This is a genomic window from Planctomyces sp. SH-PL14, from assembly GCF_001610835.1.
In the GTDB taxonomy this organism is placed as follows: Bacteria; Planctomycetota; Planctomycetia; order Planctomycetales; family Planctomycetaceae; genus Planctomyces_A.
On sequence record NZ_CP011270.1, the window covers coordinates 6,302,775 to 6,314,706 of the forward strand.

Below are 11,932 nucleotides of genomic sequence, written 5' to 3' on the forward strand. Positions count from 1 at the left end.
CAGGACTGTCCGCTGACACAAACACGCGGAAGAAACCGCCCCTGAGCATCTCCGCTTGACTTTTTACTCAGTCTGTCTAAATAATCAGTCATGCAAAGGATCGAGCGAGACACGCTTCGTGGCCACCTCGACGCCATGGTGCTTTCCACCCTGGAACGGGGGGAGGCCCACGGCTTTGAGGTCCTTCGTCGGCTCGAAGAACTCGGCTGCGGGGCCCTGAGCCTCAAGGAGGGGACTCTGTACCCCGTTCTCTATCGCCTCGAAGAAGCCCGCCTGATCCGCGGGGAGTGGGAAGATGACACGCAGGGCCGCCGCGGGCCGCGGCGCCGAATCTACCGCCTCACCGATAAGGGGCGACGCGACCTGGTCCGCCGCCGCGAAGACTGGTCGCATTTCGTCTCGACCATCGGCCGTATCCTGGGAGTGCCGACATGAATCCGCAGGTCTTCATCGAGGCCATTGAACAGGTCGTAGGCCCCGTCCGGGCGAGCGACACGCGGAAAGACCGGATGCGTGAAGAGCTGGCCGCGCACCTGGCGGCCGGCTGGCAGGAGGAGATCGATCGCGAGGGGACCGGTTCCCCCGCCGAACGCGTTCTCCGGCGGTTGGGCCCGATCGACGAGCTGACCCGCAGCCTGCAAGACTCTGTCCCACAGTTCGAACAATGGATGTTCACGCCTCTCCCCGGCGCCAGCGGACTCGATCGCATCGATCGTCTCGTCCAGCGGCGCGAGGGGGAGACGCTCTTTCGTCATGCGACACGGATCACGACCGGGCTCGTCGCGGCGCTCGCGGCCCTCGAACTCGTCGTCGTCCCGCTGGCGATCGCCATCCGGGGAAGGGGACCTTCGTCCTGGCCGACCACGCTGCTCTGGGCCGCCGCGTCGCTGGCGGTCACGGCAATCGGCTGCATGGTCCTGATGCTGCTTGACGCCCGAATGGTCGGCGCGCTTCAGGAACGCCGCCATGACCGTCCTCGCCAGTGGCTGCTCCTCGTGTTCTCGAGCCTCGTTGTGATCGGGCTGGGGGCCGGCTTCGCCGTGACGGTCTCGCTCGGCAGCCGGGACGGGATGATGTTCGTCCGGTCCGACTGGTTGCGGCTGGGGATCTGCTCCCTCCTGGCGCCGGTGGTCCTGGCGGTCTCCGCCCGCGAATCCCTCTCTCGCGGACGTCGACGCCGTGGCTGGGGACTCGCTGAACTCACTCGGTGACGGTGATTCGGCGGCGAGTCGAGAGGGAACTTCCGTTGGCTTGAACCAGTCCTCACTGGAGGTCTCGGGTGGCTACGGCCGCGCGGTCCGTCCCAAGAATGCAGCCAGGGCTGTCACAAATACGAGGCTCCGTTCGTCCTTACTGCAGATGGACGAAACGCACTTCCTCTCCCAGGAGCCTCACATGACCCCTCGCATCGACTATGCCACGACTGCCCCCGAAGCGGTCCGGGCCTTCTACGGCCTCGAAAAGTACCTGTCGGGCTGCGGACTCGAACGCAGCCTGTTCGAACTGATCAAGATCCGCTGCTCGCAGATCAACGGCTGCGCCTACTGCCTCGACATGCACACCAAGGACGCCCGCGCGGCCGGCGAGACCGAGCAGCGGATCTACACCCTCTCAGCCTGGCACGAGACGCCGTTTTTCTCCGAACGCGAACGGACCGCCCTCGCCTGGGTCGAACGCGTGACTCGGATCGCCGACGGCGCCCCCTCCGACGCTCTCTACCAGAAGACCCGCGAACAGTTCTCCGAAAAGGAGGTCGCGGACCTGACCTGGGCCGCCGTGGCGATCAACGGCTGGAACCGGATCGCCCTGAGCTTCGGCAACGTCGCCGGGACGTATCAGCCGCCCAAGTCGCACGCCTGACCCAGCCAGATGCCGGTCGGAAAGAGGTTAAACACCAAGGCACAAAGGAGGCACAAAGATCACCAAGAGAAGACAAGGCAAAGGAAACGCAGTTCCGCTCCTTCGTGTCCTTGGTGCCTCCTTTGTGTCTTGGTGTTTAATCCTGGCTCCCTCAGCTGATGATGCTCTTCCGGCGGTTCACGTAGTCCCAGACGACGAAGCGGTCGAGGTCTCGGCCGGCTGTGAAGAAGACGCGGCCCTTCGTCGTCTCGGCGAGGCGGTGGGCAAAGCGGATGTCCTCTTCCGACTGCGACCAGCTCGACAGGAGGAAGATGTTGATCACGATTCCCTCCCGCTGGCAGAGGAGCGCTTCCCGCATCGTCGCCTGTTCCGTCTTCTGATCGGACGGGTAGAGCAGGTAGAGGTGCGAGCCCTCGAAGTGGGCGGTCGGCAGGCCGTCCGTGATAAGGACCATCTGCCGGTTCGGCGTGTCGCGGGTCGTGAGGAACTGCCGCCCGAGCTGCAGCGCGTGCTGGATGTTCGTGAAGTGCGGCGGGACGTCGCTCTCGCTGATCTCGGGGCGGGACATATCGGCCCGCAGGCGGACGACCGGGTTGAAGATCGTCACCGGCTTGGGCATCAGGGCCGCGATTCCGCTCGGATGAACCGGCTTGGCGAAGCTCGCCATCTCGATGAACTGCAGGAAGTCGCCGGGGTACTCCTTGCGGATCAGGCCGTCGAGGGCGAGGGCCATCCGCTTGACGTTGATGTACTGGCCGCCGTGCCCCATCGAGCCGCTCATGTCCATCAGGACCGCGGTGGCGCACTTGGGGTTGTTCTTGGTGCGGTGGATGACGATGTCTTCCGCCTTCATCCGCAGCGGAACCTGCGGGCCGCCGCGGACGATGGCGTTCATCATCGACTGGACGATGTCCATCTGGGCGACCGAATCGCCGAACTCGTAGTCCTTCGTCGTCGGCAGCTCGACCGCTCCCTCGCCGACGATCGGCCCCTGGTGCCGGCCGCTTCGCGACGCCTGGAGCTGGCTGAAGATCTGCTCCAGCAATCGCCCCTGGAAGATGCGGTACGCCTTGGGGGTCATTTTGTAGCCGCGGCCGGACTTTTCGAGCCCCTGCTCTTCGGCCATCCGCTGCAGGAGCTGTTCGACCTGCTGCTGCAGCCGGTCGAGCTCGCCCATCTGCTCTTCGCTGGCGAACTGGCTCATCTCCGAGAGGTCGATCAGGGCGACCTGGGCGTTCTTCTTGGCCTCTTCGAGCTGCTTCAGAAGCCGGTCGATCGTCTCCAGCTCCTCCTTGACCGCCAGCCCTTCCTCGACCGTCAGCGATTCGCGGCCGGTGAACTCGTATTTCCCCGCTAGCTCATCGATCTGGTATTTTTCCCCCAGCTTATCGACGAGCTTCAGGAGCTCGCGGGCGAACTTGGAACGCTCGCCGCCGGCGCGGTACCAGAGCCGTTCGAGTTCGCGGAGCTGCTCGTCCTTCACCGCGCGGCGGAGCGACTCGGCGTGCTCCTTGGGGGCGTGGGTCGTAGCGGCCTGCTGCTCGAACGCCTTGGCTGCCTCTTTGACGACCTTCGTCGTCTCATAGGTTTCGAGGATCTTCCGCTTCCGCTCCTCGAGCATTTTGCGGAGCGACTCCAGCGTCGGGCCGAGGCCGGCGATCTGGTTGATGTCGAGCTTCACCGCGTTGGCGAGCTGCTCCTCCGTCAGCTCGTCCATGTCGCCGTACGCGAGCATGTGCTCGAATGCTGGCGAGACGAGGTCCGGCGGCGGCTGCGTCGGGCTCGGGAAGTTCTGGGGGTCGTACCGCTGGTACGAATGGATGATCCCGCCAAGCGATTCCGGCTTCATGTTTTGTGGCTGCTGATTGGCGGGGAGGGGATTCAACACCAAGACACCAAGGAGGCACAAAGAGCACCAAGAAGAACTCCAGGGAAAGGCATCGCGGTCGGTGAGACGGCGTCACCTTTAACCCCTTTGTGTCCTTGGTGCCTCCTTAGTGTCTTGGTGTTTAAAATTCGTCAGGTTTCGTAACGGATCCGCCCGTTGGTCTGGGCGCGGGAGATCTGGTCGGTGGCGTAGAGGCCGGCGAGGACGAACTCGACGCACGAGGCCCGGACCGCCGGGTCGCTCGAGGCGTTGAGCTCGAAGGCCTTGTCCCATGCCGGAGGGACGCGCTTGAGCCGCTCTGTGTACTGGGCCGAGGGCAACAGGTCGCCGACTTCGATTTTCACCCCCTGGCAGAAGATCTGGGCAATCTCCTCCAGGCCGTGCCGGTCGACGTACTCCTCGAACACCTTGCGGACCGCCTCGGCGACGAGGGAGTCGAGGATCTGCCGCTCGCTCATCTGGTGGCTCCCCATCAGGTCGAGCTCCAGCTTGCCCAGCGACGACGAGTAGAGGTGGCCGAGGTCGCTGATCCGGGGAACCGCCGGGGCTTCACTGAGGCGGGCGGAACGCTGCCGGGCGCTGGCGATCATGGTCCGGTAGTTGGCGATGCTGAACCGGGCGCTGACGCCGCTGGCGTGGTCGATGTATTTCGACTTCCGGGCGGCGATGCTGATCTCTTCGACGATCTCCTTCATGAACCGCGGCACGACAACGGGGAAGCGACCGCCGAGGTCGAGCCCCGCTTCCTGCTCCATGATGTCGATGCCGAGATCACGCTCCCGCGGATAGTGGGTGTGGATCACCGACCCGATCCGGTCCTTGAGCTGCGGAATCACCTTGCCGCTGCGGTTGTAGGTGGCGGGGTTCGCCGAGAAGAGAATGAGAACGTCGATATCGAACCGGACGGGGTAGCCGCGGATCTGGACGTCGCGCTCTTCGAGGATGTTGAACATCCCGACCTGAACCAGCTCGTCCAGTTCGGGGACTTCGTTCATGGCGAAGATCCCGCGGTGCATGCGGGGGATGAGCCCGAAGTGCAGGGCGGACTCGGCCGACATGCTGGTGCCGCCGGCGAGTTTGGCGGGGTCGATCTCGCCGATGATGTCGGCGAACTTGGTTCCCGGGGCGAGCCGTTCGACGTAGCGTTCCGAGCGGGGCCACCAGGCGATGGGGACCTCTTCTTCGGGGACGCTGGCGACGAGTTCGCGGCCGAGGCGGGTGATTGGCTTGTACGGATCGTCGTGGAGCGGGATCTCGGGGTGGGCGATGTAGGGGATTTCGTCGTCGAGGAACCGGGCGAGGGTTCGCATCAGGCGGCTTTTGCCCTGGCCTTTTTCGCCGAGGAAGAGCATGTCGTGCCCGGCGATGAGGGCGATGCTGATCTCGGGGATGACGGTGCTGTCGTAGCCCAGGATCCCGGGGAAGAGCGTTTCCCCGGAGGCGAGGGCCTTGAGGAAATTGTCCCGCAGCTCGTCTTTGATCGTCTTGGAAACCCACCCGCTCTCGCGGAGCTCTCGCAGATTGCCTGGTTTTTTGACCGCTGTCGCTTCCTGGGCCACTTCGTCTCCGCCTTCCGGACCGGGAGTGTGGTGAAATTGAATGCCGCCGGATTATAGCGCCGGCGGAGTGTCAGCCAAATCGGAGGGGGTGACGGCGTTCCAGCGGGAGGAGCCGAAAGCCGGAGTCAAGGGCCCCAAGACACAACACAGACCCTTGCCACCGGAGGCGCTCCTGTGAGGAACCGTGGTAAACAACGGGTGTCCGCTTTGTGGTTCCGGCGTGAAGGACTCGCTCACATCGGAACGCTCGCTCTGGCGTTCCCGCGGGTTGGTGAGGGGCATACGGCACGGTGTCCGCGTTTGGATATGCACTCCTTCAGACATCTCTCGACGGCCAGGCCTCCGGCGGGCAGGGGGTGGCCCCTGCACGCCACCAGGGGATCCCTGGACCCGGTCAGGGCAGCGATGGAGTGGTCGGAGGTGGTCAAGGGTGCCACAATAGGCGTTTTTCCAGCCCTGAGAGCCCCCGATGAAGTCCACCCCCGCTCCGCTCGACGGCGTAGTGGTTCTCGAAACACCCCTCTTTCACGACGAACGGGGATACTTCCGCGAACTGCACCACGCCCAGAAGTTCAGCGCAGCCGGACTGGAGATGACATTCGTCCAGGACAACCTCTCCCGCTCACGTCGCGGCGTCGTCCGCGGACTGCACTACCAGATCGAGCAGCCCCAGGGAAAACTCGTCACCGCCCTGACCGGAACGATCTTCGACGTCGCCGTCGACCTGCGGCGATCCTCCCCGACCTTCGGACAGTGGTTCGGCGTCGAACTCTCGGAATCGAACGGACGAAGCATCTACATCCCCCCCGGCTTCGCCCACGGCTTCTACGTCCTCTCCGACACCGCGGACGTCCTCTACAAGTGCACGGCCCTCTACGCCCCTCAGTTCGAGCGGACGGTGCTGTGGAACGACCTCGCCCTGGGGATCACGTGGCCGCTCGGTGACCGGCCGACGATCGTCTCCGGGAAGGATCAGGCCGGCGCGCCGCTCGCCCAGGCGGAGACATTCCGATGACCGACCACCGTCCCACGATCGCCCTCACGCTGGGGGATGTGTGCGGCGTCGGTCCCGAAACGGTCGTCCGTGCCCTGGCCACGTTTCCGGCCGAGTCCTTCCTGCCCGTCATCGTCGGACACCCCGACGTCCTGCGGCGGGCGCTGGCGCTCGTCGGGGCATCCCGGATGGTCGTCGAAGTCGATGGCCCGGAGGACGCTGACCGAGGGGGCGAAGCCCTGGCGTGCTGGAATCCTTCGGCGGCGGACGTCGGCTCGCTCCCGCCGGCGAAGGTCGATGCCCGGGCGGGGCAGGCCGCCTACGACTGGCTCGTCGCGGCGACCCGGGCGGCCCTGGCCGACCGGATCGACGCCATCGTCACCGCGCCGCTCAACAAGTACGCGCTGCATCAGGCGGGACTCGACTTCCCCGGCCACACCGAGATCCTGGCCCACGAGTGCGGCGTCGCCGAGTATGCCATGATGCTCTACCTACCGCCGGCCGAAGCCGACGCAGCGGGGGTGAGGAACCCGAATGCGCTCAGCGTCGCCCATGCCACGCTGCACACGTCGATTGCCAGCGTGCCGGGGCTCCTGACGGAGAACCGGATCCGCGAGACGATCGAACTCGTCGATCATTTCCTGCAGCGGATCGGACAGCCGACGCGGCGGATCGGCGTCTGCGCCCTGAATCCGCATGCCGGCGAAGAGGGGCTGTTCGGCGAGGAGGAGATGCGCGTCATCGGTCCTGCGGTCGCCGGCTCGCGACGCGACGGCCTCGATGCCGTGGGACCGTATCCCGCCGATACGCTGCTGAAGCGGGCGGTCGAAGGGGAGTTCGACGGCGTCGTGGCGATGTACCACGACCAGGGGCACATCGCCCTCAAGCTGATCGGCTTCCACCGGGCGGTGAACGTCACGCTCGGCCTGCCGATCATCCGCACGAGCCCCAGCCAGGGGACGGCGTTCGACATCGCCTGGCAGGGAGGGGGGAAAGCGGACCCGTCCGGGATGCAGGCCGCGATCGACGTGGCGCTGCGGCTGGTCGCGTCCCGCGGGTAGGGCGGACTGGCCGAATCGCAGGCTGCAACTGGCTTGCGGCTCGGCGGGAGCCTCGCCCTCCCGAACCAGAGGGCTCAGTAGCTTGAGACGAGCTCGCGGCCGACGCGCCGCTGGCCGTTCTTCAGCGGGGCCGGGCCGTACCAGGGGGGGTGCCAGTCGTTCTCTTCGAGGAGGGCCGTCATCTCCGCCAGCGACTCGACCACCAGATCGGGACGGTAGGCGAACCGATGGAGGTCTTCCCGCTTGGTGCCGCCGCTGAGGACGAGCGCGGCGTGCATTCCGAGCTGGACACCGCCGAGGATGTCGGTCTCCATCGTGTCGCCGATCATCGTCGTCTCGTCGGTCGAGAGCCCCAGCTCCTTTCGGGCGGCCCGCATCATGTAGGGGCTCGGCTTCCCGACGCTGAACGCTTTGACGCCCGTCGCGGTCTCGAGCATCGCCACCATGGCCCCGCAGCCGGGGCGTAGGCCGTTGTGCGTGGGGCAGTTCGGATCGAGGTTCGTCGCGATCAGCTTCGCTCCGCCCAGGATCATCCGGACCGCAGCTTCGACGAGCTCCAGGTTGAACGTCCGCCCTTCGCCGACGACAACGTAATCGGGGTCGTGATCGACGACCGAGTAGCCGTGATTGTGCAGCGCCGTCAGCAGTCCTCCTTCGCCGATGACGAAGGCGGTGCCGTTGGGCTTCTGTTCGGCGAGGTACCGGGCGGTCGCCATCGCGCAGGTGAAGACGTGTTCCTCTTCAACGTCGATCCCCATCCGCTGCAGCTTCGTAACGACGTCGCGCCGTGTCCGCTGGCTGTTGTTCGTGAGAAACCGGAAAGGGATTTCTCTCAGCCGCAACTGTTCGATAAACCGATCCGCACCAGAGATCAACTGGGAGCCTCGATACAGAACACCGTCCATATCGATCAGAAAGCCGTACTTCATCTCACTCGACTCACGTCCATGACTGCTGCGCACGTGTCAAACAGAGAGTGTGGTCACCGTCCCGGTGAGTTCGCTGCGAGGCAAATCGGACACGCACCCAGCGATGAGGCAGAATCGCACTTACCATGCCGGGTTGCCGTTAAGAGGATGTTGCGATCCGATAACCCGTTTCATGCAGGCAGGTTACGGTTTCGTCTTCCACGAATGTTCCGAAGCGTCCGCCCGCGAGGCTGCCGAGATATCAGGCAGCGGAGATCCTGTGAGGCCGGCGCAGTTTCTGTCGCGTTCGTGGCGACAGGGATTGAGCGGCCGGGATTCCCGGTCGGCAGAGAAGTGGCCACACAGCAGGTCGGTTTGATGCGTTGTCGTTTACAATGAATTCCCCCGTGAACCCTCCCCGGCAGACAGCAATGCGATCGATTGGCGTCCGGCAGATTGACCATGTCACGTTCGTCGTGAAGGACCTCGACACGTCGCGGCGGTTCTATGAGGACGCCCTCGGGATGCAGCCGGCGCCGCGGCCGAACTTCCCGTTCCGGGGGCTGTGGTTCTCCGCCGGAGCGACCTACATTCACCTGATCCACGAGCACGACCAGTCCGGTCCCGCCGGGGCGACGATCGATCCTTCCGCCGCCGTCAGCCGGACACGGCACGTAGCGTTCGAGGTCGAGGACGCCGCCCGGACGATCGAGGTCCTCAAGGAGCACGGGATTGCGATCGTCTCCGGTCCCAAGAACCGGCCCGACGGGCCGATCCAGATCTACGTCCTCGACCCGGACAACAACTGCATCGAACTGTTCTCGATGAAGAGCACGCTGTAGCGAAGACAGACGCCTGGGCGCGTCGCTCATGGCATCCACTGAAAACTGACGACTGAAAACTCCCACAATGTCTCGCCACATTCGATGCCGGAAATGCGGGACCGTCTTCTCCATCGAGGAGATGTCGGCCGAGGGCCGGGCGGTCTGCCCGGTGACGGACTGCGGCCAGTCCTACGAAGTCCGGACCCGGCACCGCGCCTTCGCCGCCACCAGGCCCTCCGCGCGTTCTCCGCGGCGACGATCCCGGTGGCCGCTCTGGACGTCGCTCGCCGTAGGGCTGCTGGTCGTGCTGGGCCTGTTCCAGCTCCCGTTCGCGCATCAGGCGGCGATTCTTCCCGGAGCCAATGTGGTCCACGCGGAGGAGACCGCGCCGGCGGCTCCCGCTCAGCCCGACTTTGCGACCGAGATCCGCCCGCTCCTCAAGACCTACTGCTATGACTGCCACACGCAGGAGACGCAGGAGGGGGGGCTCGTCATCGATGGCGACCGGGACCTGGCTTCGATCCTGAAGCACCGCGAGCAGTGGACCAAGGTCTTCGAGCGGGTGCGGATCGGGGCGATGCCCCCCAGCGACGCCCCGCAGCCGACGAAGGAGGAGCGGGAGAAGATCGCCGCCTGGCTCGACCATGCGCTCTTCTATGTCGACTGCAACGGGCCGCCGCATCCGGGGCGCGTCACCGTCCGGCGGCTCAACCGGTCGGAGTACCGCAACACCGTCCGCGACCTCCTGGCGGTCGATCTCGATGTCAGCGCATTCCTGCCGCAGGACGACGTCGGCCACGGGTTCGACAACATCGGCGACGTCCTTTCGGTCCCGCCGCTCCTCATCGAAAAGTACCTCGCGGCGGCCGAGCAGGTGGCGCAGCGCGCGGCCGTCGTCCCGGATGAGCGGGCCTTCGACCGGACCTGGACGCCGAAGGAACTGTCCGAACGGGGAAGCACGCGCGACGAAGACGACGGGACCCGGACCCTGACGGGGCGGGGAGAGTTCTCGGTCGAGATCGACGTGAAGAAACGCGGGACCTACGAGGCCCAGTGGATCGTCTCCGGGGAGCCGATGGGCCGCGATCTTCCGCGGACGAGCCTCCGGATGGGTGAGGACGATGTCCTGCGGTTCGATGTCGTGGGGAGGAAGACACAGACCTTCCGGCAGAAGACGGCGCTCGAGGTCGGCTCGCAGAAGGTGTCGCTGTCGCTCTCCGGCAACCGGGATCGGAAGCCGGAAGATCCGATCCCGACCGCCTCGGTCCACCGTCTTCGGGTCCGCGGGCCCATCGAAAACCTGCCGGACCTTGACGGGCCGGCCTCGAAGGTGACGCTCGTCCAGCCGGATCCGGAGAAGCTGGCCGGCGAGGGCCGCGGTGCCGAGATCCTGCGGGCCGCGCGGGAGACGCTCGCTCCGATCGTCCGCCGGGCTTTCCGCCGGCCGGTGACGGAGGAGGAGATCGCGAAGTTCACCCGCTTTGTCCCCGTCGCCATGGAGCGGGGGGATCCGTACGAGCGGGGCGTGCAGGTGGCCCTTCAGGCGGTCCTCGTCGCGCCGCAGTTCCTCTTCCGCGTGGAGAACGGCCGCCCGGGTTCCGGGAACGGCGCGCGGCGGCTGACGGATCATGAGCTGGCGTCCCGGCTGTCGTACTTCCTGTGGAGCAGCATGCCGGACGAGGAACTCTCGGCCCTGGCGGAGCAGGGGAGGCTGTCGAGCGACGAGGTGCTGACCGAACAGGTCCGGCGGATGCTCGACGATCCGCGGTCGTCGGCGCTGATCGACAACTTCGCCTCGCAGTGGCTGGCCCTGCGGAAGCTCTTTACGGAGGAGGTCTCGCCGGACGTCCAGCAGTTCCCTGAGTTCACTCAGCGGCTCCGCGAGGACATGGCGACCGAGACGGAGATGTTCTTCGGCTCGATCCTTCGGGAGGACCGGCCGCTGACGGACCTGATCGCGGCCGACTACTCGTTTGTGAACGAGCGGCTGGCGCGGCTCTACCGGATTGAGGGGATCGACGGGGACGAGTTCCGCCGCGTGACGCTCCCCGAGGGGCGGCGGGGGCTGCTGACGCATGCCAGCATCCTGACGCTGACGTCGTATCCCAACCGGACTTCACCCGTGAAGCGCGGGGAGTGGATCCTGGCGAATCTGTTGGGGGACAGACCGCCCGATCCGCCGCCGGTGGTGCCGGGGCTGGAGGAGACGCAGAAGTCGAATCCCGATCTGCCGCTGCGGAAGCAGCTGGAGATGCACCGGGCGGACGCGGGGTGTGCTTCGTGTCACAAGGTGATGGACGAGCTGGGATTTGGCCTGGAGAACTATGACGCCATTGGCCGGTGGCGGGAGAAGGATGGGCGGTTTGAGGTCGACAGCACGGGGACGTTGCCGACGGGTGAGACGTTCCGTGGAGCGACGGAATTGACGGCGATTCTGCGGCAGCGGGAGGAGGAGTTTGCGCGGTGCTTTGTCGAGAAGCTGCTGACTTTTGCCTTGGGGCGGGGGCTGGAGTATTACGACAAGTGTGCCGTGGACGGGGTTGTGGATCGTGTGCGGAAGGAAGGGATGCGGGTTTCGGCCGCGGTGCGGGGGATCGTGCTGAGTGCGCCGTTCCGCATGCGGGGCGAGTAACGTGCTTGCCGGCACGACGGTGCTACGTCAAACCCAACGTGCTACGGCAGCCGGGGTCAAGGGGGCAACCCCTTGCCGCCGGAGGCGCTTCCCTGAGGAACCGTGGGACACAACGGACCTCCCCTTTGTGGGACCGGCGTTGAGAACTCACCGCTCGCTTTGCAATGCCCGCGGGTTGGTGAAGGGGCATACGACACGTTGTCCGC

10 protein-coding genes are annotated in these 11,932 nt (G+C 65.7%); 7 read left to right on the top strand and 3 right to left on the bottom strand.

The features are described 5' to 3' along the window. Positions 1-135 precede the first annotated feature (135 nt). The 3 genes from VT03_RS24100 (at position 136) to VT03_RS24110 (ending at position 1,860) form a co-directional block, all read left to right on the top strand. Positions 136-435: a helix-turn-helix transcriptional regulator gene (locus tag VT03_RS24100; protein WP_231870505.1), complete on the top strand. Its 300-nt coding sequence runs from the start codon at positions 136-138 to the stop codon at positions 433-435. Beyond that, positions 432-1,211, top strand: coding sequence for a hypothetical protein (locus tag VT03_RS24105; protein WP_075095368.1), 780 nt, complete (start codon positions 432-434; stop codon positions 1,209-1,211). The genes VT03_RS24100 and VT03_RS24105 overlap by 4 nt, the downstream gene beginning before the upstream one ends. 184 nt (positions 1,212-1,395) lie before the next feature. Beyond that, positions 1,396-1,860 carry a carboxymuconolactone decarboxylase family protein gene (locus VT03_RS24110; protein ID WP_075097267.1) on the top strand — a complete coding sequence of 155 codons (465 nt, stop codon included), beginning with the start codon at positions 1,396-1,398 and terminating at the stop codon, positions 1,858-1,860. 151 nt (positions 1,861-2,011) lie between these two features. Here VT03_RS24110 and VT03_RS24115 read toward each other — a convergent pair whose 3' ends face one another. Both VT03_RS24115 and VT03_RS24120 read right to left on the bottom strand, forming a co-directional pair. Beyond that, the gene (locus VT03_RS24115; protein ID WP_075095369.1) at positions 2,012-3,709 is read right to left on the bottom strand and encodes a hypothetical protein; all 1,698 of its coding nucleotides are present in this window, start codon (positions 3,707-3,709) and stop codon (positions 2,012-2,014) included. Positions 3,710-3,879: 170 nt separating this feature from the next. After that, the gene (locus VT03_RS24120; protein WP_075095370.1) at positions 3,880-5,307 is read right to left on the bottom strand and encodes a magnesium chelatase; all 1,428 of its coding nucleotides are present in this window, start codon (positions 5,305-5,307) and stop codon (positions 3,880-3,882) included. 469 nt (positions 5,308-5,776) lie between these two features. Between VT03_RS24120 and rfbC the strand changes: the two genes are divergently transcribed. Continuing rightward, complete coding sequence (rfbC, locus tag VT03_RS24125) at positions 5,777-6,322, top strand: dTDP-4-dehydrorhamnose 3,5-epimerase (protein ID WP_075095371.1); 546 nt, start codon at positions 5,777-5,779, stop codon at positions 6,320-6,322. Continuing rightward, positions 6,319-7,362 carry a 4-hydroxythreonine-4-phosphate dehydrogenase PdxA gene (gene pdxA, locus VT03_RS24130; protein ID WP_197489063.1) on the top strand — a complete coding sequence of 348 codons (1,044 nt, stop codon included), beginning with the start codon at positions 6,319-6,321 and terminating at the stop codon, positions 7,360-7,362. The genes rfbC and pdxA overlap by 4 nt, the downstream gene beginning before the upstream one ends. A gap of 74 nt (positions 7,363-7,436) precedes the next feature. Here the strand turns inward: pdxA and VT03_RS24135 are convergent, their stop codons facing one another. Then, positions 7,437-8,291, bottom strand: a complete 855-nt coding sequence (locus tag VT03_RS24135) for a TIGR01457 family HAD-type hydrolase (protein WP_075095373.1) — start codon at positions 8,289-8,291, stop codon at positions 7,437-7,439. A 410-nt stretch (positions 8,292-8,701) separates the two neighbouring features. Between VT03_RS24135 and VT03_RS24140 the strand changes: the two genes are divergently transcribed. Both VT03_RS24140 and VT03_RS24145 read left to right on the top strand, forming a co-directional pair. Then, positions 8,702-9,112, top strand: a complete 411-nt coding sequence (locus VT03_RS24140) for a VOC family protein (RefSeq protein WP_075095374.1) — start codon at positions 8,702-8,704, stop codon at positions 9,110-9,112. Positions 9,113-9,179: 67 nt separating this feature from the next. Next, positions 9,180-11,726: a DUF1592 domain-containing protein gene (locus VT03_RS24145; protein ID WP_082846482.1), complete on the top strand. Its 2,547-nt coding sequence runs from the start codon at positions 9,180-9,182 to the stop codon at positions 11,724-11,726. The last annotated feature ends 206 nt before the right edge of the window (positions 11,727-11,932 follow it).